This window comes from Pseudonocardia parietis (assembly GCF_017876315.1).
Classification (GTDB): domain Bacteria; phylum Actinomycetota; class Actinomycetes; order Mycobacteriales; family Pseudonocardiaceae; genus Pseudonocardia; species Pseudonocardia parietis.
The window spans coordinates 881,981-904,564 of sequence record NZ_JAGINU010000001.1 but is presented as its reverse complement, the minus strand read 5'-3'; the positions used below and the strand labels follow the sequence as shown (position 1 = coordinate 904,564).

Here is a 22,584-nt window from a genome sequence, read left to right as displayed (position 1 = left end):
TCAGGGGGTCAGCACGATCCGTCCGGCGGCGGCCCCGCAGACCTGGCGCTGCCAGGCCGCGGCGACGCCGGTGAGCGGCACGATCTCACGGGCGACGCCGAGCACGCCGCGGACGGCCTGCTCGGCGACGGTGGTCAGGGCCGCGCTGCGCTGCTCGGGTGTCAGCTCGTTGTTGGTGTAGCCGAGCAGCCGCAGCGACCGGCTGCGCAGCGTGGAGGAGTCGATCGGGCAGGTCTCGGCGGCGGAGCCGCCGAGGTTGACCAGTCGTCCGCCGGGGCGCAAGGTGCGGGCCGCGGCGGCGGCCGGCACACCGAACAGTGGGTCGAGCACCAGGTCCACAGGGCCGTCGGACACCGTCTCGAACCGGGCGGCCAGTTCCGCGACGTCGTCGGTGTCGAGGGCGACGACGGCGTCGGCGCCGGCCTGCTTCGCCCGGTTCCGGGCGGCGGCCGACCGCGCGCCGGCGATCACACGGCGGGCGCCGGCGGTGCGGGCGAGCTGGACGGCGGCCTGCCCGACCACACCGCCGGCGCCCAGCACGAGCACCTGCTCCCCCGCCGTCAGCCCGCCGCGCCAGGTCAGGGCCATGTGCGCAGCGACCGCGGAAAGCCCGAGCGCCGCGACGAGCACCGGGTCGGCGCCGGCGGGCAGCTCGACAACATCGTCTCGCGGGACCGCGGCGACGGCGGCCATGCTGCCGTCCCCGGGCCGCATCCCGGCCGTGGTGGGAAACCACACCAGCCTGCCGTCCACGGTGCCGACGCCCTGTACCCCGGGGACGTACGGCGTCTGCGGGACACCGAAGTAGGACGTCCCGGTCGCGCACAACACGTCCAACGGCGTGATCGGGGCGGCGGCGACCTCGACCAGCACCTCGCCGGTCCCGGGCGCGGGTGGTCCCCGGTCGACCACCAGCGGTGGCCGGCCGGGGACCTCGATGACGGCGGCGCGCATGGTCACGTGGCGATGTCCGGGTAGGGCATCGCCACGTGAGCCAGTCGCTGCGCGTACTCGGTCTGGAAGCCCATCGGCTCGTGGTCGCGTTCGAACATGGCGATGAACAGTGTCAGCGTGAGGAACGGGTGCGCGCCGAGCTCGAACAGCTTCGGGTAGTCGTGCCCGGCGAGCGCGGCGCGCTCGGTGTCGTCGAACGCCAACCAGGTACTCGACTCACCGTCGTGGCAGTTGAGGATGCGGCCCGCCTGTTCGGCTTCCCACCACGCCACGGTGCCCTCCGGGTCGTCGCGATAGCGTTCGACGAGGCCGGGGTCGCGGTCGACGGTGTAGAGGAACTTGTTCAGCAGGTACCTGCTCATCGGAGGACACCACCGTTCGGGTACCAGGTGAAGTAGGCCTCCATCGTGTGGAACAGGTCGTAGGTGTCGACGTAGTCGGCCTTCTGCCCCTCCCCGGCCACGCCCATCATCAGCATGAAGTCCATGAACCCGTGGGTGGCGTTCCCCGGCAGGTGCAGGCTGTCCAGGCTCACCTCGGCCAGGCACTCCTCGATGTCGCCGCCGGCGATCCAGCCCACGGCCTTCTGGTCGAACTGGGGGTCCGGGCCGTGCGGTCCGAACTGCCGCGGCCCGCCCAGCTCCAGCGACAGGTGCCCGGTACCGATCACCGCGACCCGCTGGTCCGCCGGCCAGGACTCGATCAGCTGCCGGATCGTCCGTCCCAACTGGACGAACCGCTTGGGCTGCGGCAGCGGCGGAGCGAAGATGTTGGTGTAGATCGGCACGATCGGCAGATCGTTCTGCGGGCGCAACGTGATGATCGGGCAGGTGATCGAGTGGTCGATCCGCAGCTCGTTGGAGAACGCCAGGTCGAACCCGGCGTCCAGACCCTCGCGTAGCACGTACGCCGAGAGGTCCTCCTGGCCCCTGAGCAACATCCTCGGCAGCCCGAACTCGCGCTCCTCGTTGTAGAAGTTCGCGTCGTAGAACGGGGCCTTGCCCACCAGGAACTGCGGCATGTTGTCCAGCCACAGCTGGTGGAAGTGGTCGGAGCCGACCATCACCAGGACGTCCGGGCGGGCCCGCGTCAGCGTCTCCCGGAACGCCTCCACCTTGCGCACCCACTCGTCGGCGAAGGGCGGGCGGTCCTCACCGGTCGACGTGCTGGCGCGGTAGTAGAAGGGGTGGTGGGTAGACGCGATCACCGCGACAAGCTCAGCCACGCTGACCTCCATCGGTGTACGGCCCCGGAGCGACGGACCGGTTGTTCAGGTCCACCGACAGAAAGATCTCGTTGCCCACCGGTCGGCGCAGCTCCTCGGCGAGCTGTCCGATCAACCCGGCGGTGCGAGCCAGCAGCGCGAACCCGCGCAGCAGCTCCAACGGCAGACCCAGGTCGGCCAGCGCGGCCCCGCAGACCCCGGCACCGTTGAGCGGCAACGTCTTGCCCAGCACCTGCGGGTGCACCCGGCCGATCGCGGCGAACAGCGACAGGTGCGACCCGAACAGGTCCTCCTCGCGCGCGATCTGCATCAGCCGGGGGGTGCGCGGGTCGCCTTCCTTGTGCACGTGGTGGCCGAGCCCGGGGACGAACCTCTTCGCCTCCCGCTGCGCTGTCACCGTCGCCAGTGCGAGGGCGTCCCAGCCCGCCTCGTCATCCGGCAGCTCGCCGTCGACCGAGGAGAGCACGTCGTTCAGGAACTTCCCGGTATCCTCGGTGACTCCGAGGAACCGCGAGCCACCGCCGAGCAGCCCGGCGGCCAACGCCCCCTGGATCGAGTCCGGTGCGGACAGATAGGTCAGCCGGGTGACGATCGCGGTCGGGGTGAAGCCGTGATCGGCGAGCGCGGCGAGCACCGCCTCGAACACCCGCACCTCTCCGGGCGCGGGCCGCCGCTGGGTGGCCAGCCAGAACGCGAGCTCCCCGAACCCGACGGTGCCCATGACGTCCTCGGCGAGATCCTGGCCGAGCAGGGTGATCGCCTTCAGCGACGACGCGCCCAGCGCGGTCGGGTACTCGGGCCGATCGATCTGGGGCCGGTCGATCTGTTCAGCCACGGTCGTCCTCCTGCGGGGTGGTGAGCCACTTGCGCAGCTCCACGCCGTGCTCGTCGAGCTCCGGCGGCGGCAGCCGGTAGGCGGCCGGGGTGGCCGAGAAGCGGATCGGGTGCCGGGCGGTCGGGACGGCGCGCTCGCCCTCACCCACCTCGACGATCGGGTCGAGCTCGAAGCGCTCGGCCATGGCGAACCCGCCGTCGATGGTGTTGATCGGCCCGCAGGGCACCCCGACCGCGACGAGGGCCTCGAACCAGTCGGTCGCCCCACGGGTGGCGAGCCGCCCGACAAGGATCGGGCGCAGCTCCTCCCGGTTGGCGGTGCGGTCGGCATTGCGGGCGAAGCGCGGGTCGTCGGCGACGGCGGGGATGCCGAGGACCTCGCACAGCCTGCGGAACTGACCGTCGTTGGCCGCGGCGACGATCAGGTCGTTGTCCGCGGTGGGCAGCGGCTCGTAGGGGAATACGCTCGGGTGCGCGTTGCCCATCCGGTTGGGCACCACCCCGCCTGCGACGTAGGCCGAGCTGTGGTTGACCAGGCCGGTCAGCGCAGAGGACAGCAGGTTCACCTCGACGTGCTGCCCCTGGCCTGTCGCGTCGCGGTGCCGCAGCGCGGCCAGGATGCCGATCACGGCGTGGTTGCCGGCCATCACGTCGAACACCGAGATGCCGGCCCGGTACGGCGGCCCGTCCGGGTCCCCGGTCAGGCTCATCAGCCCCGAGATCGCCTGCACCATCAGGTCATAGCCCGGCACATGCGCACCCGCACCCGAACCGAAACCGCTGATCGAGGCGTAGACGACACTCGCGTTGCGGGCGCGCACGCTGTCGTAGTCCAGCCCGTACTTGGCCAGGCCGCCCGGCTTGAAGTTCTCGATCAGCACGCCGGCCCGGTGGGCGAGCTCGCGGGCCACCTCGGCGTCCGCGGACTCGCGCAGGTCCAGCGCGATCGAACGCTTGCCGCGGTTGACGCCCAGGTAGTAGGTGGACACCTCGCCGCGCGTCGGGGGTGTCCAGGTGCGCGTCTCGTCGCCCTGCGGACCCTCGACCTTGATCACCTCGGCGCCCAGGTCGGCCAGCAGCATCGTCGCGTAGGGACCCGCCAGCACCCGGGAGAAGTCCGCGACGAGAAGCCCCGACAGCGGCCCTCCCCCCGCCCGAGTTCGTGGCCCTGCGCTCTCTGACATTCCGACGTCGCCTCCTTGGCCGCATAGCGGACGACTGTCCGCGTCGGTCATTCTGCCATCTGCCGGAGCGACGTCAAGGGCGCCGAACGCTCAGCCGGCGGTGTCCACCGCCACCCGTGGCACGATCCCATCCGGTCCGACCCGGCGCGCAGCGGTGCCGCGACCGGGCGGGTGCCGCGGGTGTAATGCTCGTCGGCCGGCGCCGGCCCCGCGCCCACACCCGGCGCCTCGATGACGTCCGGTCCGGCTCCGTGGCGCGGACAGCACGCTCCGCTCCCAGCGACCATCCGGGGAGCAACGGATGCTTGACACGGCCCACGGCACCACCGAAAGTACCGCTCACGAGCGACGTGGCCGTGAAGCGGACGGATGTCCGTCACATGTCGGTCCGAGGAGTGGAGGCGATGGGTGCCGCCGAGACCCGCCCGGCGATGCCACCGGTCGGGGCGGACCGCGCGCCGCGGCGCTCGAGAACCCTCGGTCCAGACCCCTCGTCGGGCCCGGCTCGTGCCCACCGATCGGATGCCCGACATCCCGAATCCCCCCACTCGTCGCACCACCGCCCAGAGAAGGCGAGCACCCGATGCCCGATCAGCACGTCCCGGTTCTCATCGTCGGCGGCAGTCTCGTCGGGTTGTCGACCTCACTCCTGCTCGCCCACCACGGCGTGCCCAGCCTGCTCGTCGAACGACACAGCGGCACTGCGATCCACCCCCGCGCCGCCTCGTTCCATCAGCGCACGATGGAGATCTACCGCAGCGTCGGCCTGCAGGACGCCGTGGAGACCGCCGCGGCGCAGGAGTTCGTCCAGAACGGCGCGATCACCTCGGTGGAGAGCCTCACCGGCGAGGAGCTCAAGTTCTTCTACCGCTCGTTCAACGACGGGGTCGAGGGACTGAGCCCGACCTCCCGACTGTTCGTCACCCAGGTCGGCCTCGAACCGCTGCTGCGCGTCCGGGCACAGGAACTCGGCGCCGACCTGCGCTACTCCACCGAGCTCGTCGGCGTCGAACAGCACGACGACAGCGTGACGGCCGTCCTCCGTCCGCGCGACGGCGGACCGGAACACACCGTGCACGCGGACTACCTCGTCGCGGCCGATGGCGCGCACAGCGGCATCCGCGAGCAACTGGGCATCGACATGCTCGGCCGCGGCAGCTTCGCCGACTGCGTCACCATCTACTTCAAGTCCGACCTGCGGCAGATGATCGGCGACCGCAATCTGAGCGTCGTCTACGTCAACCAGCCCGACCTGCTCGGCTTCTTCCGGTTCTCGATCACCGCGGACTCCGGTTTCCTCGCGGTGTTCTCCACGAAGAACCCGGACGGCAGCCGCGACAGCCGCGTCGGGCCGGACATGAGCGTCGAGCACTGCGCGGAGCTCGTCCGGAAGGCGCTCGGCTGCGGCCCGGACGAGCCGATCGACATCGCCGACGTGCAGGCGTGGCAAGCCACGGCGGCGTGGGCCGCCCGGTTCCGGGACCGGCGGATCCTGCTCGCCGGCGACGCGGCGCACCTGATGCCGCCGACCGGCGGATTCGGGGGCAACACCGGCGTCGGCGACGCCCACAACCTCGCCTGGAAGCTCGCCGCGGTTCTGGGCGGCACAGCGGGACCCGAGCTGTTGGACACCTACGACACCGAACGTCGCCCGGTCGGCCAGATGATCGTCGAGCAGGCCTACACCCGCTACGTCGGCCGGGTCGACCCCTCGCTGGCCACCGACGACCTCGCGGCCCCGCTCGACGACGCCGCCATCGAACTGGGCCCCGTCTACCGGTCGGCCGCGATCCTCGCCGAGCAGTCGGCAGCGCAACAGCCGCCCCCGCTGGACGATCCGCGCACTCCCACGGGGCGCCCCGGCACCCGTGCACCACACGTCCCGCTGGAACGACACGGCCGGCCGATGTCGGTCCACGACCTGTTCGAACGCCGATTCGTCCTGCTCACCGGCGCGAGCGGCCAGCAGTGGTGTGACGCCGCCCGGCAGGTGGCAGGCTCCGGGCGGCTCCCGCTCGACGCCCACCAGGTGGGCGGCGACGGCGAACTGATCGACAGCGACGACCGGTTCACCGCGGCGTTCGGCATCGGCCCCGACGGCGCGGTCATCGTGCGGCCCGACGGTGTCATCGCCTGGCGGTCCACGACCGTGGCGAATGGCCATCGCGGCCTGGTCGAGGACGCCATGCACCGTCTCCTGTTCCGCGCAGACGCCGATCCCCGAGGGCGGCGGTAGGCTCGTCGCCGTCGCGGAAAGGGGCCGGGCTCCGCGGCGGTCCGCCCGAACCGGGCTCGTTCCCAGCTGCGCTGTCCGCCGTTCGAGACACCGTTGACCGCCTGACGTACATCAGTCCGAAAGCCGGATCGATCGCGGCGGAAGGGCGCGTCGAGACCCTCCCGGCGGCTACGGTGCGCTCACCGCCACGTGCGGCACCGTCTCCAGGCGCGCGAAGTCCGCGCTGATGTCCCCCGCGGTCTGCAGCAGCTGCGGCAGGTGGTGCTCGAGCAGCCGCTCGACCGGCGTCTCCGCGGCGTGGGTGTTGACGTTGATGCCCGCGATCACCCGGCCCGAGCCGTCGCGCAGCGGCGCGGCGACCGACCGGATGCCGCGGGTGAGCTGCTCGTCGGTCAGCGCCCAGCCCCGGGCCCGCACCTCGCGCAGCTCGGCGTCCCGCTCGGCGAGGTCGGGCTGCCAGCGCGGCACCAGTCCCGACCGGCTCGGCTCGGCCAGCACCCGGTCCAGCTCGTCGGCAGGCAACGCCGCCAGCTGCACCTTGCCCAGCGACGTCTGCAGCGCTGGGAACCGGGTGCCGATCTGCACCGCCAAGGACACGATCTTCGGTACCGCGACCCGGGCGACGTAGACGATGTCCGAGCCGTCGAGCTGAGCGATCGAGCACGACTCGTTCGTCCGGGCCACCAGGCGTTCCATGTGCGGGCGGGCCACGTCCCACAGCCCCATCGACCGCACGTAGGCCACACCCAGCTCCAGCACCCGCGGGGTCAGCGCGAACCCGCGCTCCCCCGAGCGCACGTACCCCAACTCCTCCAGGGTGAGCAGGATGCGCCGGGCCGTCGGCCTGGCCAGCCCGGTCGCCGTGGCCACCTCGGTCAGCGACATCGCCGGCCGGCCGGGTCCGAAGGCGGCGATGACCTCCAGGCCACGGGCCAGCGCCTCAATGAAATCCGGTCCGGTCCCCTCGCGTGGCATGACGCGACTCCTCAGCTCGACAGCGCGTTCCCGCAGAGTAGCCACCTGCTGTCCGCTCAGCGGACGTCACGGGCCGGAATCCGCAGCCGCCGCGGCGCAGGAAGCGGATTGACAGCGGGACGCCGGGTCGGCGACAGTGATCCGACCTCCCACTGACCGTACTACGGACGAACGTCCGTCCCTAGCGACGTCGCCGGAAGGAGCGAGAGCGATGAGCGATCCGAAGGAGTTCGCCGCCGGCCGTCCGGTGGTGCTGCGCGGCGGCACCGTGCTCACGATGGACGGCGCCGAGCAGGTGCTGCCCCGCGGTGACGTCCTGGTCGTCGACGACCGGATCGCCGCGATCGGCCCGGCCCTGGCCGTGCCCGAGGGCACCGTCGAGATCGACGCGAGCGACGGCGTCGTGATGCCGGGCATGATCGACACCCACCGGCACATGTGGCAGACCGCGATGCGCGGCTACGGCGCCGACTGGACCCTGACCCAGTACTTCGTCTGGTACTACCTGGAGTCGGGCCGGCACTTCCGCCCCGAGGACATCTACGCGGGCAACCTGCTCGCCGCGATCGAGGCGATCGACGCCGGTGTCACCACCACGGTGGACTGGTCCCACGGACTCCAGACCACCCAGCACGCCGATGCGGCCGTCGACGCGCTGCAGGCCGTGCCCGGCCGGTTCGTGCTGGCCTACGGCAACATCGCGCAGGCCCCCGCCGCGTGGACCACCGCCCCGGAGTTCCGCGACTTCGTCGGCAGGCGGATCACCGGCGACGACATGCTGGGCTTCCAGCTCGCCTTCGACGTCACCGGCGACCCGACGTTCCCGGAGAAGCCCGCCTTCGAGGTGGCCCGGGGCCTGGGCGTCGCGGTCACCACGCACGCCGGGGTGTGGGGCGCCACGAACGACGACGGCATCCGGCTCATGCACGACCACGGCTTCATGGCCCCCGAGACCGTCTACGTGCACGCCGCCACGCTGTCCGCGGACTCCTACCACCGCATCGCCGCCACCGGCGGATCGGTGTCGGTGTCCACCGAGAGCGAGCAGAGCGCCGGCCAGGGCTACCCGCCCACCTGGGCGCTGCGGGCGCACGGCATCCCGGTGTCGCTGTCGATGGACACCAGCGTCTGGTGGAGCGGGGACCTGTTCTCCGCCATGCGCACCACGCTGGGCGCCGACCGCTCCCGCGAGCACCTCGAGGCCCACGCCAAGGGCGAGACGGTCACGCACGCCGCGCTGCGCGCCGAGCAGGTCGTCGGGTGGGCGACCCGCGGCGGGGCCCGCGCCCTGGGCCGCGACCTCGACCTCGGCAGCGTCGAGGTGGGCAAGAAGGCCGACCTCGTGCTGATCAAGAACGACCACTCGCCGGTGATGTTCCCGCTGCTCAACCCCTACGGGCACGTGGCCTTCCAGGCCCAGCGCGGCGACGTGCACACCGTGCTGGTCAACGGCCGCGTGGTCAAGCACGACCACCGCCTCCTCGGCGTCGACCTCGCGGCCGCGCGGCGGACGGTCGAGCAGACCGTCGAGCACCTGCGCTCGACCCTGGGCGAGGAGGCGTGGGAGAAGGGCATGAACCCCGACGTCCCCGAGACCACGATCCTCGACAACCCCTACACCTACACCGACTACCACAGCGCCGGCACCCACGGCAGCTGAATCGCACCGCTCACTGTTCAGCGCGCGCTGCATCACGTCTGCCCGGCTGTCGCCGGGCCCGCCCTGCACGAGGAGTCATGTCATGACCAGCACCCCGGCCGTCTCGACGTTGCCGTCGCGGCTGCACCACAACGCCTACGTCACCCACGACCAGGAGGCCACCCGCGCCTTCTACGAGGACCTCGTCGGCCTGCCCCTGATCGCCACCTGGAAGGAAGCCGACGAACTCTTCGGCGCCGTCCGCACCTACTGCCACACCTTCTACGGCCTCGGCGACGGCAGCGCACTGGCCTTCTTCCAGTTCGCCGACGCGGGCGACCAACAACAGTTCGGCCCACAGATGCCCTTCTCCCCGTTCCAGCACATCGCCCTCAAGGTCACCGACCAGGTACAGAACGCCATCGCCACACGCCTCACCGACGCCGGCTGGAAGCCCGAGGAGACCTACGTCCTCGAACACGGCTACTGCCGCTCGCTCTACACCTCCGACCCCAACGGCCTGCTGCTCGAGTTCACCGCCGACGCCCCCGGGGTCGAGGACTCCGACGCCCAACGCCGCACGTCCGCCCGCGCCGAGCTGAAGGCCTGGCTGGAGGGCGACCACACCAGCAACAACACCTGGCGTTGAGCGGGCACGTACTACTGGTCCACGGCGCCAACCACGACGGCTGGTGCTGGGCCCCGGTCCTGGAACGGCTCGACCGGGCCGGGATCCGGGCGACGGCCCTGGACCTGCCGTTGACCTCGTTCGCCGACGACACCGACGCCGTGCGCGAGGCGGTGCGGGCGATCGGAGCCGATCCGGTCGTCCTCGTCGCGCACAGCTACGGCGGGCTCCCGGTGGCCGCGGGCGGTCACGGGGCGAGCCGGCTGGTGTTCGTGGCCGCCCGGATGCCGGCCCCCGGGGAGTCCCCCGCCGCGCTCACCCCACGGTGGGGACACCCGGAGTTCCGGGCGGCCTGGACCGTCCGCGACGACGGCGCGGTCACCCTCACCCCGGCCGCCACCGACGTGCTCTACAGCGGGTCGCCGCGCAACCTCACCACGCTCGCCGCGACGCGGTGGCGACCGATGTGGAGCCGGGTGCCGCAGGAGCCGATCACCGCCCCGGCCTGGACCCGGCTGCCCACCGCGTACGTGGTCTGCACCGGCGACCGCACGGTCCGGGTCGACGCGCAGCGGGCGTGCGCCGCGCAGGCCGACGAGTCGATCGAGCTCGACTGCGACCACTCACCGTTCTTCTCCGCACCGGACACCCTGACCGAGGTACTCACCGCGCAGGCCCGCGCCGCGTCAACCGTGCCTGCCTGACCGCCCGCCGGCGACGTGCCGGCCGCGACCAACGGAGATCGTCGTGACCGACATCGAGGAGTTCGGAGTCGTCATCGTCGGCGGCGGGCCGGTCGGCCTGACCGCGTCGATCATGCTCAGCCGGCTCGGAGTGCGGCACGCGCTGTTCGAGCGGCATCCCGGCACGTCGATCCATCCCAAGGCCATCGGGCTCAACCAGCGGACCATCGAGGTCTTCCGCAGTCTCGGCATCGAGGACGACGTGCGGCAGGCCGCCGCACCGCCGCGGACCTACGAGCGCACCGCCTGGTACACCTCCTTCGCCGGCCCCACCGAACTGCACGGCAGGCGGATCGCGGTGCGGGACGCGTGGGGTGGCGGCCGCTACGCAGAGGAGTACGCCCGGGTCAGCCCGTGCCGCTACACGATGCTCCCGCAGATCCGGCTGGAACCCATCCTGCGTCGTCACGCCGAGACGTCCCCGCTGGCCGAGATCTGCTTCGACAGCCCGGTCACCGCGGTCTCCTCACGCGCTGATCACGTCGACGTCACCGTCGCCGGCCGGCGGAAGGTGCGCGCCGACTACCTCATCGGCGCCGACGGCGGCCGGACGGTGGCCGACCAGCTGGGCGTCGCGATGGCCGGGCCGACCGACCTGCTCGACATGGTCAGCGCGCACTTCACCGCCGACCTGAGCCCCTACCTCCCCGACGACGGCTGCCTGATCAACTGGTTCGTCAACCCCGACTTCGGCGGTTCCATCGGCAGCGGCTACCTCTACCACCTCGGCCCGTGGGACGCCCGCGGCGTGTCGAAGGAGTGGGTGTTCGCCTGCGCCTTCGGCCCGGACGACCCGGAGCGGTTCGACGAGCGGGGCATGGTCGCCCGGATCCACCGCTCGCTCGGGCTGCCCGATCTGCAGATCGACCTGCACTCGATCAGCCACTGGTACATCCGGTCGGTCGTGGCCGAAAGGTTCCGTCAGGACCGCTGTTTCCTCGTCGGCGACGCCGCGCACAGCATCCCGCCGTGGGGCGCGCTCGGCCTCAACACCGGTATCCAGGACGTGCACAACCTCGCCTGGAAGCTGGCCGCAGCGGTGCGCTCCCCCGAGCTCGAGCCGCTGCTGCACAGCTTCGAGGTCGAACGCCGTCCGGTCGCCCTCGCCGTCGCCGAGAACTCGCTGGCCAACTTCCGCAACCACGGCGGCGTCGTCGACACCGCGCTCGGCCTGGGTCCTGCGACGCCTCCCGAGCAGGGCTGGGCGGCACTCGCCGAGCTGTGGTCCGACGGGCCGGCAGGTGACCGGAAGCGGGCCGCGCTGAACCGGGCGGTCACGGTGCTGGACAAGGAGTTCCACGCCCACGGGGCCGAGAACGGCTTCCGCTACCCGGCCGGCGCGCCCGCCCCGGAAGCGGCGAACGGGCGTGGGCCCCTTCCGGCCGACACCCTCGTCCACCACCCCACGACCGCTCCCGGCCATCACCTCCCGCACACCTGGCTGACCACACCGGACCGGCGCAGGTCCACACTGGACCTGCCGGCTCCGGGCCGCTTGCTGCTCGTCGTCGACGAGCACGCCCCGCGATGGCGGGACGCGGTCGCCCGGGTGCGCCACCCGCTGGCCGCCCTCGTCGACGTCGTCGCCGTCGGGGCCGACCATCCGATCCGCCCGGTCGACGGGCGATGGGAGGCGCTCCGGGAGGTCGACGGCAGCGGTGCGCTGCTGGTCCGGCCGGACAGCATCATCGCCTGGCGCTGCACCGAGCTCCCCGCCGAGCCGGCACAGGCCCTCGACACCGCGGTGCGGGGCCTGCTCACCGCGGACCCCGAGCGCTAACGGCGGAGCGTGTCCGACGGTGACTCGCCGAAGCGCGCCCGGTACGCCGCCGCGAACCGGCCACCGTGGGCGAACCCGTGACGGAGAGCGATCTCGGTGACGGTGTGCGTCCCGTTCGGTTCGAGCCGCATCAGCTCCTCCTGCACCCGCTCCAGACGCAGGCGCCGCACGTACGCCATCGGCGACGCGCCGAGCTGGCGACGGAACGCGGCATGCAGCGAACGCTCGCTCACCCCGGCGAACTCGGCCAGATCCGCGACCGTGAAGGCGGTATCCGTCGACGACTCGATGAGCTCGACAACCCGGCCGACGACCCGCGACGACGGGAGAGCGGGCGGGGCGAAGACCGCATCGGTGTAGTTGTGGCGCTGCCCGAACAGCAGGGCCGACACCACGCTGTGCTCGACCTCCGCGGCCAGCACGGGCGACGGCCCGCCCGGACCGCACGCGGCCACCGCGCGGCGCAGGGTCGACACCGCCGCGACGACACCGCGCCCGGCGCCGTCGAGGTCGAGCGCGGTCTCGAACCGCACCGGTTCGCGCAACGGCTCGTTCAGCAACCGCCGGAGGAACCTCTCGATGCGGGACTTCGCGATCGTCACCATGAGCTGCTCGACCCCGGCCGGCCACCGCATCGCCACGCCCCGGTCGTAGGCCAGCACCGCCGCGCGCGAGGAACCGACCAACGTGGTGTCGGCGCCGGGCTGCGCGAAGGCCGCCGTGCCACCGGCGATGAAGCTCACCGTCACCCACGGGATCGGCGGGGCGCAGACGATCTCGACCGGCGGCCCGTACGTCGACGACATCAGCCCGAAGCCGTCCATCGACGCGTGGCTCACCCGCGCCCGGAACGGGCTGGCACGATCGAGCACCACCATCCTGTGCCCGCAGTTCAGCAACTTCTCGATACGGTTCTTCGCCTCGTGCGGATCCCGGGTGGAGAACCCCGTGCCACGACCGGGGCGTGCGCCGATGCCGTCAGGGAGCTCCGTCGACGTCCCCGGCTCCGGAAATCTGCCCATGCTCGCCTCCATGCGGCGGACATTTGTCCGTATGCCGTCAGATTTCTCGGCGTTCACCTCGAAGTCAAGCGCACGTTCACCGCGATGTCGATGCAGGAACCGGCCGAGGGCTGCAGGAAGCGGCTCGCGGGATCGCGAGTTCGCGCCTTAACGTCTGCCGCACCAGGGGTTGCGCACCTCACATCCGTCGTCCCGCTCACGTCGAGCCGACGGTGTGGTGTGACCGCGAGCCCGATCCGAGCCGCGTCGTCCCGCCTCGGTCCGCCCGGCTCCGGGCCGGTCCGACCGCGGCGCCCTGCGGCTCACCGGTCGAACAGGAGGACTTGTGACCAGCACCCTCGAAGAGCCGGCCGCCGTCGCGGCACGGCGTCTGGAGATCGGGAGCGGCTCCATCAGCTACTTCCGCGCAGGATCCGGCCGCCCCGTGCTGTTCCTGCACGCCGCCGGCGGGGCCGGCGAGTGGGGCCCGCACCACCAGCGCATCAGCGAGCAGTACGACCTCATCGCCCCGGACCACCCGGGCTTCGGATCGTCGGACGACCTCCCCGAGGTACGGGGGATCGATGATCTCGTCTACCACTACCTCGACGTCCTGGACCGGCTGGGGCTCGACCAGGTCGACCTCGTCGGCGCGTCGTTCGGCGGCTGGATCGCCGCCGAGCTCGCCGTGCACTCGCCGGAACGAGTGCGCAAGCTGGTCCTGCTCGGCCCGGCCGGCCTGCGCATCCCCGAGCACCCGGTCGCCGACCTGTTCATCATGACACCCCCGCAGCTGGTCGGGGCGCTGTTCCACGATCCGGGGCTCGTCCAGAGCGCGCTCGCGGTCGAGCCCGGCGTCGAGGACATCCTGCGGTCCTACCGGGATCTCGGCGCGCTGGCCCGATTCGCCTGGAAGCCGTACCTGAGCAACCCGAAGCTGGAAGGCCGGCTCCGCCGCATCTCGGCGCCCACCCGGGTCGTGGCCGCGGAGCACGACCGGATCATCCCGCGGGCCCACTGCGAGCGCTACGCCGCCGCCATCCCGAACGCCGAGCTCGTCGTCGTCGACGACTGCGGGCACGCCCTCTACGGCGAGCGCCCGGACGCCGTCACCGCCGCCGTGACCGACTTCCTGGAGAGCTGACCATGAAGTTCAACTTCTTCCACCTCATGCCCTACCCCTACCTGCCCGAGGACTTCGACGACGTGGAGAAGTACCCGTCGATGTCGCTGACGTTCTCCAACGGGAACTTCGACCCGGCCAAGGGCGTCGACCTGTACCACCGCTACCTCGACGAACTCGAGTACGCCGACGAGCTGGGCTTCGACGGCATCGTCGTGAACGAGCACCACCAGTCCGGCTACGGGATGATGCCCTCGCCGAACGTGATGGCCGCGGCCCTGGCCCGGCGCACCTCCCGCTCGACGATCATGGTGCTCGGCAACGCCATCCCGATCCGGGGCAACCCGCTGCGGGTCGCCGAGGAGATCGCCATGCTCGACCACCTGACGAGGGGCCGCCTGGTCTCCGGATTCGTCCGTGGCATCGGCTGGGAGCACTACGCCCACGGTGTCAGCCCCGCCGACTCCCGGTCCCGGTTCAACGAGGCGCACGACCTGATCAAGAAGGCCTGGACGACCGACGGCCCCTTCCAGTGGATCGGCGAGCACTACGAGTACCGCTACGTGAACGTGTGGCCCAGGCCGCTGCAGTCCCCGCACCCGCCGATCGCGGTGCCCGGCGCCGGGAGCCCGGAGACCATGCGGTGGGTGGCCGAGAACCACTACATGTACGTGTCGGTGTACGCCCCCACCAAGGTCGTCAAGACGTGGTTCGACGGCTATCGGAAGGCGGCCGCCGACCTGGGCTACGAACCCGACCCCGACAACATCGCGCTCGCGACCCCGGTCTTCATCGGAGAGTCGGACCGTTCCGCGATGCGCGAGGCCAAGCAGCACGTGGAGTGGCTGTTCCACAAGGGACTCCGGCAGGGCAGCGAGATCGTCTTCCCGCCCGGGTACATGTCGGCCCCGGCGATGCGCGGTCTGCTCAAGGCGGGCATGAAGCCCTACCCCGAACTGAGCTTCTCCGAGCTGGTCGAGCTGGGGTACGTCATCGTCGGCGGGCCCGAGTCCGTCCGCAACCGCATCGGTGAACTGCGTGACGAGCTCGGCTTCGGGCAGATGATGACGATGCTCGCCATCGGCGACATGCCGGCCGAGATGACCCGCCGCAACACCGAGATCTTCGCGACCGAGGTCATGCCCCACTTCCGGCCCGAGGAATCGAGTGCAGGAACCGGCGGAGGGCTGCAGGAAGCGGCTCGCGGGCAGGCGATACCCCGCCCCAGTGTCGCGTTGTCCGGAGATCAGGTGAGCACCGAAGGACCGGAGGAGAAATCAGCGTGACCGTGACTCAATCATCGGTACAGGACGTAGAAGAGGCCGGCAGCCGACCGACGGCACAGGTTCTGGTCGAGCGGGCGGCGGCGCTGCGACCCGTACTGCGCGCGCAACAGGACGACGCCGAGGAGGTGGGCCACTACGGCCGGAACGTCCACGAGGCCCTGGTCGCGGCCGACCTGTACCGGATCCTGACCCCGAAGCGGTACGGCGGCCTCGAGTACGACCTGACCACCTACGCCCGCGTGGTCATCGAGATCTCCCGGGGCGACCCGTCCACCGGGTGGTGCTACAGCCTCGGCCACAACCACAACCTCACCACGGCCTCGCACTGGTCGGCCGAGGCGCAGGACGAGGTGTTCGACCAACCGGGCGGGTACTTCCGCTCCTCGCACAGCGTCGCCGGCGCGAGCAGGGCCGTCCGCGTCGACGGCGGCTTCCGGGTGACCGGGACCTCTCCCTACCAATCCGGGGTGCCCTACTCGACGCACTCGACGATCAACGCGATCGTCGAGGGCAGCGCCGACGAGAACGGCGCGCCGGAGATGATCGCCGCCATCATCCCCCGGGAGCAGGTGCGGGTGCTCGACGACTGGGGCGGTGACCGGGTCCTCGGCCTGCGCGGAAGCGGGTCGAACACCGTGGTCGTCGACGACGTCCTCGTCCCCGAGCACCGCACCTCCCGGTTCGACTGGATGAACCACGACTACGACCACTCGCCCGGCACCGAGTTGCACGGCAACCCCCTGTACCTCGGTCCCGTCGCCGGGTTCTTCCACATGGCGCTGGCCAGCCCGCTGGTGGGCGCGGCCAGGGCTGCGCTGGACGAGTACGAGCGGATCATCACGACCCGGACGACACCGTTCCCGCCGTTCATGCCGCGCAGCGAGGACCCGCTGCACCAGGCCGACCTCGGCATGGCCATGACCATGACCGACGCCGCGGAGGCCATCGTTCTGCGGGTCGCCGACATGTACATGGAGCACTGCACGGACGCGGTCGAGCGGGGTGTCCCGTTCACCATGAAGAAGGACGCCCGGCTGTACGGCATGTCCCAGCGCGCCGCGGAGATGGCCAGCGACGCCGTCGGGATCCTCTTCCGCTCCGCCGGCTCGTCCGCCGCCATGGCCGGACACCCGATGCAGCGCTACTACCGGGACGTGGCCATGGCCCGTGGTCACGCCTCGTCCCAGTACGCCTGGACAGCGATGAAGCTCGCGCAGATCCATTTCGGCCTGCGCAAGAGCCCCTACTGAGTCGAGGTTCGCCATGACGTCCACCACCCCGCCCCACCTGGCCGACCGCGAGCCGGTCACATCCCGCCGGGGCATGTTCTGGATCCCCGGCGAGCGGGTGGGGACGCCCGAGGGCACGGTGCCCAGCGGACCGATGTTCGTGCAGTGGGAGGCGCCCGTCGAGGTCACCCGGCCCTACCCGATCGTGCTGGTCCACGGCGGCGGCGGACAGGGCACCGACTGGATGGGCACGCCGGACGGCCGGCCGGGCTGGACGGACCTGCTCGTGGCGGCAGGCTATGCCGTGTACGTCGTCGACCGGGTCGGGCACGGGCGGTCACCACACCATCCGGACGTGCTCGGCCCGATGGGCGCCCCGTTCACGTACGAGACCGCGCAGAACCTGTTCGTCGGCGACGAGGAACGGCCGCACTGGCCGGGCAGGCGGGAGATCGGGGACCCGGTCCTGGACCAGGTGCTGTCGGCGACCGGCCCGATGTCAGCAGACCTCGGGGCCGCCCAGGTGCTCGACGCGGAGCGGCTGGGCCGCCTGCTGGACATCATCGGGCCCGCGGTCGTGATGACGCACTCGATGGGCGGCCCGGCGGGGTGGCTGCTCGCCGACGCCCGGCCGGAGGCGGTGCGGGCGTTGGTCGCGGTGGAGCCCGTCGGGCCGGCGTTCTCCCCGGCGATGGGGCCGGCGCTGGTCTACGGGGTCGCCGGAGCGCCGCTCACCTACGACCCGCCGGTGTCCTCCCCGGACGACTTCCGTCTCGTGCGGACGCCGGCGGTGCTGGAGGGACTGCCGCCGACGACCGTGCAGGCGGAGCCCGTCCGCCGGCTGCCCAACCTCGCCGGCGTGCCGATCGTTGTCGTCAGCGCGGGCGCCTCGCTGTTCGAGCACTTCAACGAGGGCACTCTCGCGTTCCTGCGGCAGGCCGGCGTCCCCGCGGAGCGCCTCCACCTCCCCGACCACGGCGTCGAGGGCAACGGTCACGCGATGATGTTCGAGCGCAACTCCGCCGAGGCGCTCCAGCCGATCCTGCGCTGGCTCGAGGCGCGCGTTCCGGCGACGCAGGGCTGAGCGGGCTCCGACCTCGCGGGTCAGCCCCGGTTCGGCGCGCGGAAGGCGGGCGGCCCGGCGATCGCGCTCATCTCGTCCGGAGCGTCGCAGGACCCTGCTCCGAGAGGCCGCCACATCGTCCACCCCACGTGACGCAGTACAGCGGAAGGAGTTCTTCGTGCCAGGAGCGAACTGCCTCGACGACGCGGCCCGGGACGAGGTGGAGGCCGCCCTGGCGGAGTTGCGTCGGGGGCGGATGGTGCTGGTCGTCGACGAGGATCGGGAGAACGAGGGCGGTCTGATCGGGGCCGGGCGCGAGGGCCGCGGCATCGCGCCCGACCCGGACGACATCAGCTACCTGACCACCACACGCACCCGGATGGATCACCAGCTCGGCGGTGGCCTCCCCGCGGACGGGCCCCCGACGGCGCCGGTCACCACGGTCGAGGAGGTCTCGTGAGCGCACAGCCCGCGGAGTCGGCCCCGGACCAAGCCCGGTTGTTCCGCGAGGCGATGGCGTCGTTCCCCAGTGGGGTCACGATCGTCACCACCACTGACGCCGAAGGGCGCTGGTGGGGGTTCACTGCCACCTCGTTCTGCTCGGCGTCGATGGACCCACCGCTGGTGCTGGTGTGCCTGGCCGAGACCGCGGAGTGCCACCCGGTGTTCCTGACCGCGCAGCGCTGGATCGTCCACGTCATCCACCCCGAACACGCCGACCTGGCCCTGCGGTTCGCCACCCGCGGCACGGACAAGTTCGCCGACGCCGGATTCGTCGCCGACGAGCGCGGGCTGCCGGTGCTGCCCCGGTCGTGCGTCACGCTGCACTGCTCGGCGTACGCCAAGCACCCCGGCGGGGATCACACCATCCTGCTGGGCCGAGTGGACAGTACCCACCTCGGCGAGGACCTCCCTGCGGTCTACTTCCGCCGCAACTTCCACCTGCTCAACACGGTCTGACGATGCTGATGTGGGTGGGGAACGCCGATGTGGGTGGGGAACCCAACAGAGGTCGTGACCACCTGAGCTCGGCCCCACGGGGTGGTCCAGCGGCGCGTCGGCGTCGCGCCCCAGCCTGCACAGGGTGCGGGCCCCGGACGGGTGCAGTCTGGGGAGCGAGCGGCCGCCGGCCGCAGCCGGCTGCTCGACGGAGTTCGCCGGGCCCGGGGTGAGGCGTGGGCTGTGGGGTCAGCCCGCCCGGCCTCGTGAGACTCGTCCGGGCATCCGGTTGTCGAACAGTGCCAGCGCCGCCGCCGTGTTCGACGCCGGGACGAAATAGGTGGAGTGCACCCGTCGGACCTGCTCGTTCATCGCGCCGCGCATGATGAGCCACATGATCAGCTCGATGCCCTCCGAGCCGGCCTCCCGGATGTAGTCCTCACGGGACAGCGCGGCCAGCTTCTCCGGGTCGGTCTCGATCACCTCGAGGAACATGGCGTCGAAGTCGGGGTTGATGAAGCCCGCCCGGGCGCCGGCGAGCTGGTGGGACATCCCGCCGGTACCGAAGATCGCCACCGTGGTGTCCGGGTCGAAGGTCGCCAGGGCCCGGCCGATCGACCGCCCCAGCGCGAGGCAGCGCGCGGCCGTGGGCTGCGGGTACTGTATGACGTTGACCATCAGCGGGACGACGGGGCACGGCCAGGCCTCCCCCGGGTCGGGGCAGTAGACCGACAGCGGCACGGTGAGACCGTGGTCGACGTCGAGCTCCTGGAAGACGGTCAGGTCGAAGCCGTCGTCCATGAGCGACTCGAGCAGGTGCAGCGACAGCTCCGGATGACCCACGACGTCGGGCACCGGACGCCGGCCGAAGCCCTCGTCCGCGACCCGGTACCGCTCGGCGGTGCCGATGCCGAACGTCGGGACGACGTCGAGGTCGACGCCGTTGGCGTGGTCGTTGTAGACCACGATCGCCACGTCGGGACGGTGCCGGGCCATCCACTCACGGGCCGGCTGATAGCCGTCGAACAGCGGCTTCCACTGCGGGTCCTCGGTCTTCTCACGGTCCATCGCGGCCCCGATCGACGGGACGTGCGAGGTCGCCAGACCCCAGATCACCTCAGCCATCGATGCGACCGCCTGCGCGCATGACTGCCACGAACTCCTCCTCGGTCATCCCGGTGAAGACCCCACCGAGGTACTGCATGGACTTCTGGTCGACCATCGCCAACTTGAACACGTAGAAGATGTTGCCGCCCAGGTCGAGCATCGCCTGCCAGTCGCGGTCGAGGACCGCCCGCTTCTGCTCCGGGGACAGGCCGAACTCGTCGCAGTAGGCGGGTTCGTCGGACTGGAAACGGGTCCGGCTGTGGGGATCGCGCAGGGTCATGAACATCTTGTTCATGCGGTAGCCACGCCGACTGGCCTGCCCGTCGAAGACGTAGGTCCCCGGCAGGTCGAACCGTCCCTCAGCTGTCATGAGGACCTCCCGGCGCACCACTGTCGCTCGGGAGTCCCGCGTGCGCGTGGTCGTCCAGCCATGCCCACATGTCCCTCGGGTCGGAGCTGGAGTAGGTCCGCCCGCACCAGCACCGGCCGAGCATCGCGCCGTCGAACTGACGGAAGGAGATCCGCAGCTCCCGTCCGACGGTGTCCGTCATGACCGCTCCTGGGGATGGGTGGCCAGCGCCTCGACGTGGACGTTCAGCCAGGGCGCCATGGGCAGCGACACGAGGGCGTCGTGCAGCTCGGCCGGGTCGGCGGCCTCGTACAGCCCGATGGTGGCGTTGCGCCCGGGCACGCGCCAGAGCCGCTTCAGCACGCCGGCCGCGCGCAGCTCCATGGCCCGGGCGCGCTCCCCGGCCCGCAGCTCCTCGCGGCGCTCCGTCGGGGTGTCGGCGGGCAGTCGGTTCTCGGACCGGACGAGGAACTCCACGGGTCACTCCTGGTTTCTCAGATGGGGGTCAGCGGGCCAGGTCGAGCAGGACGTCGGCCAGCGCCTTGGGCGCCGTGACCATGGCCTCGTGCCCGGTGTCGAGCTCGTGCACCGGCCAGCCGCGCTCGCGCGCCCGCTCGGCCTGCGCCTGGAACACCCGCATCCAGCTCACGCACTCGACGAACGCGGCTGCGACGTCGTCGACCGCGCCGGTGAGGTGCAGCCGGTCGGTGTAGGTCTTCCACGGGTGCGGCGTCAGCTTCGGGGTCAGCCAGTCGACGTCGGCCTGATCGGTCACGCCGAGCACCGACAGCTTCCGCACCGGGACGAGCCAGCCGAACCCGGCCTCCGCCGCGGACTCCGCCCAGTGGTGCTCGACCGTCTCGGGCAGCAGGTCGCGGGCGGCCTCGCCGTCGGCGCCGACGAAGGCGTCGAGGTACACGCGCTTGGCGATCGCCGCGGGTCGCCGGTCGGCCACCGCCGTCACGACCTGGCCGGCGTAGCTGTGCCCGACCAGGACGACGTCGCTCAGCCCGAGGGTGTCGATCAGCCGGACGACGTCCTCGGCGTGGGTGTCCAGCCCCACCTGCGGGGAGAGCAGGTGGGCGCGCTCCGACAGCCCGGTCAGCGTCGGCGCGTGCACCTCGTGCCCCGCGTCGCGCAGCAGCGGGGCGACGCGGTCCCAGCACCATCCGCCGTGCCAGGCACCGTGGACGAGGACGAAGGCGCTCATGCCCCGGCCCCCGACACCGACGACGCCGCCGCACGCGGACGCCGGGGGGCCGGGGCCTCCCCGGCCGCGGCGGCCTCCTTGGCTGCCAGCTTCTCGAGCAGCCGGCGGCCGCGGATGCCCGCGACGTCGGACCGGATGCTGGACTCCCGGACGCCGGGCGGCTCGGTGGCGACCATGACCTCCTGGATCTCGAGGGCGTCGACGTCCTCCTGCATCACCGCGAGCTGCTGTTCGAGCTGGAACGTCGACAGCTCCGCGTCGTCGATGCGGTAGTCGCGGCCCAGGGCGAAGAAGTCGTGGGTCTCGGTCTCCGTCGCCGGGGTCAGCCCGTACATCACCTTCATGTGGAAGCCCTCGGGCTCCTCGGTGCCGGTCGGGGCGAGCCGGATGTTGAGGATGAACACGCCCGGCGCGTGGAAGTCGCCGTCCTGCCACCGGTCGATGGGCGAGGTGAGCCCCATCGACTTCTCGTAGAACGGCGGCGCCTCGATGCCGACCATGTGCCGGACGAACGACACCCGGTCGCCCTCGCTGGTCACGTCGATCGGCGTGCCCGCGACCGCCGCGTTGCCGATGCTGCCGGGGTGCAGGAACGTCTCGTGCGTCAGGTCGAGCAGGTTCTCGGCCAGCAGCACCTGGCGCGCCTTGAGCGGCACCAGGCCCTTCACGTGCGTCCAGCCCGGGTCCGACAGCCACGGCGTGTCCGGGATCAGCGCCGGGTCCGCCGCCTCGGCGTCACCGGTCCAGATCCAGACCACGCCGTCGCGCTCCACCAGCGGGAACCGGTGCACCGACGCCTTGGGGGTGTCGGGCTGCTCGGCCACACCGACGCAGACGCCACCGGCGTCGATCCGGTAGCCGTGGTAGTTGCACTCGATGACGTCGCCGTCGAGCCGGCCCAGCGACAGCGGGTACCTGCGGTGCGGGCAGCGGTCCTCGATCGCGGTGACGCTGCCGTCCTGCAGCCGGTAGAAGCACACCGGCCGGCTCACGATCCACCGCTGCAGCAGGGTCCGGCCGACCTCGTCGGACCAGGCGCCCATGTACCAGCCGTTCTTGACAATCGGGTTGTTCGCCAC

24 protein-coding genes are annotated in these 22,584 nt (G+C 71.6%); 11 read left to right on the top strand and 13 right to left on the bottom strand.

Features of this window, described 5'->3' with window-relative positions; all coding sequences use genetic code 11:
- Genes JOF36_RS04370 through JOF36_RS04350 form a run of 5 tightly spaced genes read right to left on the bottom strand, consistent with a single transcriptional unit; the run spans position 1 to position 4,197 of the window.
- The gene (locus tag JOF36_RS04370; RefSeq protein ID WP_210035127.1) at positions 1-954 is read right to left on the bottom strand and encodes a quinone oxidoreductase family protein; all 954 of its coding nucleotides are present in this window, start codon (positions 952-954) and stop codon (positions 1-3) included.
- A gap of 2 nt (positions 955-956) precedes the next feature.
- Positions 957-1,316 carry a hypothetical protein gene (locus JOF36_RS04365; protein WP_210025129.1) on the bottom strand — a complete coding sequence of 120 codons (360 nt, stop codon included), beginning with the start codon at positions 1,314-1,316 and terminating at the stop codon, positions 957-959.
- Positions 1,313-2,179, bottom strand: coding sequence for a DODA-type extradiol aromatic ring-opening family dioxygenase (locus JOF36_RS04360; RefSeq protein WP_210025128.1), 867 nt, complete (start codon positions 2,177-2,179; stop codon positions 1,313-1,315). The genes JOF36_RS04365 and JOF36_RS04360 overlap by 4 nt, the downstream gene beginning before the upstream one ends.
- On the bottom strand, positions 2,172-3,014 hold the full coding sequence (locus JOF36_RS04355) for a citryl-CoA lyase (RefSeq protein ID WP_372447361.1): 843 nt from the start codon (positions 3,012-3,014) through the stop codon (positions 2,172-2,174). The genes JOF36_RS04360 and JOF36_RS04355 overlap by 8 nt, the downstream gene beginning before the upstream one ends.
- Positions 3,007-4,197: a CaiB/BaiF CoA transferase family protein gene (locus JOF36_RS04350; protein WP_210025127.1), complete on the bottom strand. Its 1,191-nt coding sequence runs from the start codon at positions 4,195-4,197 to the stop codon at positions 3,007-3,009. The genes JOF36_RS04355 and JOF36_RS04350 overlap by 8 nt, the downstream gene beginning before the upstream one ends.
- Positions 4,198-4,780: 583 nt before the next feature.
- Here JOF36_RS04350 and JOF36_RS04345 point away from each other — a divergent pair.
- A complete protein-coding gene (locus JOF36_RS04345; protein WP_210025126.1) occupies positions 4,781-6,433 on the top strand; it encodes an FAD-dependent monooxygenase in 1,653 nt (550 codons plus the stop codon).
- A gap of 168 nt (positions 6,434-6,601) precedes the next feature.
- On the opposite strand, the gene JOF36_RS04340 is transcribed toward JOF36_RS04345, so the two are convergent.
- Positions 6,602-7,408 (bottom strand): IclR family transcriptional regulator domain-containing protein, encoded by an 807-nt coding sequence (locus JOF36_RS04340; RefSeq protein ID WP_210025125.1) that lies wholly within the window; start codon positions 7,406-7,408, stop codon positions 6,602-6,604.
- 211 nt (positions 7,409-7,619) lie between these two features.
- On the opposite strand from JOF36_RS04340, the gene JOF36_RS04335 reads away from it, so the two are divergent.
- The 4 genes from JOF36_RS04335 (at position 7,620) to JOF36_RS04320 (ending at position 12,198) form a co-directional block, all read left to right on the top strand.
- A complete protein-coding gene (locus JOF36_RS04335) occupies positions 7,620-9,068 on the top strand; it encodes an amidohydrolase family protein (RefSeq protein WP_210025124.1) in 1,449 nt (482 codons plus the stop codon).
- 82 nt (positions 9,069-9,150) lie between these two features.
- Positions 9,151-9,696, top strand: coding sequence for a VOC family protein (locus JOF36_RS04330; protein ID WP_210025123.1), 546 nt, complete (start codon positions 9,151-9,153; stop codon positions 9,694-9,696).
- Positions 9,693-10,379 carry an alpha/beta fold hydrolase gene (locus JOF36_RS04325; RefSeq protein WP_210025122.1) on the top strand — a complete coding sequence of 229 codons (687 nt, stop codon included), beginning with the start codon at positions 9,693-9,695 and terminating at the stop codon, positions 10,377-10,379. The genes JOF36_RS04330 and JOF36_RS04325 overlap by 4 nt, the downstream gene beginning before the upstream one ends.
- 43 nt (positions 10,380-10,422) lie before the next feature.
- Positions 10,423-12,198: an FAD-dependent monooxygenase gene (locus JOF36_RS04320; protein WP_210025121.1), complete on the top strand. Its 1,776-nt coding sequence runs from the start codon at positions 10,423-10,425 to the stop codon at positions 12,196-12,198.
- On the opposite strand, the gene JOF36_RS04315 is transcribed toward JOF36_RS04320, so the two are convergent.
- Positions 12,195-13,232, bottom strand: a complete 1,038-nt coding sequence (locus tag JOF36_RS04315) for an AraC family transcriptional regulator (protein WP_210025120.1) — start codon at positions 13,230-13,232, stop codon at positions 12,195-12,197. The two genes, JOF36_RS04320 and JOF36_RS04315, sit on opposite strands and share 4 nt — an antisense overlap.
- 313 nt (positions 13,233-13,545) lie before the next feature.
- Here JOF36_RS04315 and JOF36_RS04310 point away from each other — a divergent pair, with 313 nt between their 5' ends.
- From JOF36_RS04310 to JOF36_RS04285, 6 genes are all read left to right on the top strand, one after another.
- Positions 13,546-14,343 (top strand): alpha/beta fold hydrolase, encoded by a 798-nt coding sequence (locus JOF36_RS04310; RefSeq protein ID WP_210025119.1) that lies wholly within the window; start codon positions 13,546-13,548, stop codon positions 14,341-14,343.
- Between the two features lie 2 nt (positions 14,344-14,345).
- Complete coding sequence (locus tag JOF36_RS04305) at positions 14,346-15,608, top strand: LLM class flavin-dependent oxidoreductase (RefSeq protein WP_210025118.1); 1,263 nt, start codon at positions 14,346-14,348, stop codon at positions 15,606-15,608.
- Positions 15,605-16,858 (top strand): acyl-CoA dehydrogenase family protein, encoded by a 1,254-nt coding sequence (locus JOF36_RS04300; RefSeq protein WP_210025117.1) that lies wholly within the window; start codon positions 15,605-15,607, stop codon positions 16,856-16,858. Before JOF36_RS04305 ends, JOF36_RS04300 begins: the two co-directional genes overlap by 4 nt.
- Before the next feature lie 13 nt (positions 16,859-16,871).
- Positions 16,872-17,921, top strand: a complete 1,050-nt coding sequence (locus tag JOF36_RS04295) for an alpha/beta fold hydrolase (protein ID WP_210025116.1) — start codon at positions 16,872-16,874, stop codon at positions 17,919-17,921.
- A gap of 157 nt (positions 17,922-18,078) precedes the next feature.
- Positions 18,079-18,360, top strand: a complete 282-nt coding sequence (locus JOF36_RS04290) for a 3,4-dihydroxy-2-butanone-4-phosphate synthase (protein WP_210025115.1) — start codon at positions 18,079-18,081, stop codon at positions 18,358-18,360.
- Complete coding sequence (locus JOF36_RS04285) at positions 18,357-18,860, top strand: flavin reductase family protein (RefSeq protein ID WP_210025114.1); 504 nt, start codon at positions 18,357-18,359, stop codon at positions 18,858-18,860. Before JOF36_RS04290 ends, JOF36_RS04285 begins: the two co-directional genes overlap by 4 nt.
- 228 nt (positions 18,861-19,088) lie before the next feature.
- Here the strand turns inward: JOF36_RS04285 and JOF36_RS04280 are convergent, their stop codons facing one another.
- Genes JOF36_RS04280 through JOF36_RS04255 form a run of 6 tightly spaced genes read right to left on the bottom strand, consistent with a single transcriptional unit; the run spans position 19,089 to position 22,584 of the window.
- Positions 19,089-19,964 (bottom strand): class III extradiol dioxygenase subunit beta, encoded by an 876-nt coding sequence (locus JOF36_RS04280; protein ID WP_210025113.1) that lies wholly within the window; start codon positions 19,962-19,964, stop codon positions 19,089-19,091.
- Positions 19,957-20,316 (bottom strand): protocatechuate 4,5-dioxygenase subunit alpha, encoded by a 360-nt coding sequence (ligA, locus tag JOF36_RS04275; RefSeq protein WP_210025112.1) that lies wholly within the window; start codon positions 20,314-20,316, stop codon positions 19,957-19,959. Before ligA ends, JOF36_RS04280 begins: the two co-directional genes overlap by 8 nt.
- Entirely contained in the window at positions 20,306-20,497 is a 192-nt protein-coding gene (locus JOF36_RS04270) for a hypothetical protein (RefSeq protein WP_210025111.1), read from the bottom strand. The genes ligA and JOF36_RS04270 overlap by 11 nt, the downstream gene beginning before the upstream one ends.
- Positions 20,494-20,772, bottom strand: coding sequence for a muconolactone Delta-isomerase family protein (locus tag JOF36_RS04265; RefSeq protein WP_210025110.1), 279 nt, complete (start codon positions 20,770-20,772; stop codon positions 20,494-20,496). Before JOF36_RS04265 ends, JOF36_RS04270 begins: the two co-directional genes overlap by 4 nt.
- Positions 20,773-20,800: 28 nt before the next feature.
- Positions 20,801-21,505 (bottom strand): alpha/beta fold hydrolase, encoded by a 705-nt coding sequence (locus JOF36_RS04260; protein ID WP_210025109.1) that lies wholly within the window; start codon positions 21,503-21,505, stop codon positions 20,801-20,803.
- Positions 21,502-22,584 carry a Rieske 2Fe-2S domain-containing protein gene (locus tag JOF36_RS04255; protein ID WP_210025108.1) on the bottom strand — a complete coding sequence of 361 codons (1,083 nt, stop codon included), beginning with the start codon at positions 22,582-22,584 and terminating at the stop codon, positions 21,502-21,504. The genes JOF36_RS04260 and JOF36_RS04255 overlap by 4 nt, the downstream gene beginning before the upstream one ends.

Bases quoted from the DNA above. Each gene is read 5' to 3' on its own strand.
- JOF36_RS04370 (WP_210035127.1), bottom strand. From the start codon at position 954: ATGCGCGCCGCCGTCATCGAGGTCCCCGGCCGGCCACCGCTGGTGGTC.
- JOF36_RS04365 (WP_210025129.1), bottom strand. From the start codon at position 1,316: ATGAGCAGGTACCTGCTGAACAAGTTCCTCTACACCGTCGACCGCGAC.
- JOF36_RS04350 (WP_210025127.1), bottom strand. From the start codon at position 4,197: ATGTCAGAGAGCGCAGGGCCACGAACTCGGGCGGGGGGAGGGCCGCTG.
- JOF36_RS04345 (WP_210025126.1), top strand. From the start codon at position 4,781: ATGCCCGATCAGCACGTCCCGGTTCTCATCGTCGGCGGCAGTCTCGTC.
- JOF36_RS04340 (WP_210025125.1), bottom strand. From the start codon at position 7,408: ATGCCACGCGAGGGGACCGGACCGGATTTCATTGAGGCGCTGGCCCGT.
- JOF36_RS04335 (WP_210025124.1), top strand. From the start codon at position 7,620: ATGAGCGATCCGAAGGAGTTCGCCGCCGGCCGTCCGGTGGTGCTGCGC.
- JOF36_RS04330 (WP_210025123.1), top strand. From the start codon at position 9,151: ATGACCAGCACCCCGGCCGTCTCGACGTTGCCGTCGCGGCTGCACCAC.
- JOF36_RS04315 (WP_210025120.1), bottom strand. From the start codon at position 13,232: ATGGAGGCGAGCATGGGCAGATTTCCGGAGCCGGGGACGTCGACGGAG.
- JOF36_RS04305 (WP_210025118.1), top strand. From the start codon at position 14,346: ATGAAGTTCAACTTCTTCCACCTCATGCCCTACCCCTACCTGCCCGAG.
- JOF36_RS04295 (WP_210025116.1), top strand. From the start codon at position 16,872: ATGACGTCCACCACCCCGCCCCACCTGGCCGACCGCGAGCCGGTCACA.
- JOF36_RS04280 (WP_210025113.1), bottom strand. From the start codon at position 19,964: ATGGCTGAGGTGATCTGGGGTCTGGCGACCTCGCACGTCCCGTCGATC.
- ligA (WP_210025112.1), bottom strand. From the start codon at position 20,316: ATGACAGCTGAGGGACGGTTCGACCTGCCGGGGACCTACGTCTTCGAC.
- JOF36_RS04270 (WP_210025111.1), bottom strand. From the start codon at position 20,497: ATGACGGACACCGTCGGACGGGAGCTGCGGATCTCCTTCCGTCAGTTC.
- JOF36_RS04260 (WP_210025109.1), bottom strand. From the start codon at position 21,505: ATGAGCGCCTTCGTCCTCGTCCACGGTGCCTGGCACGGCGGATGGTGC.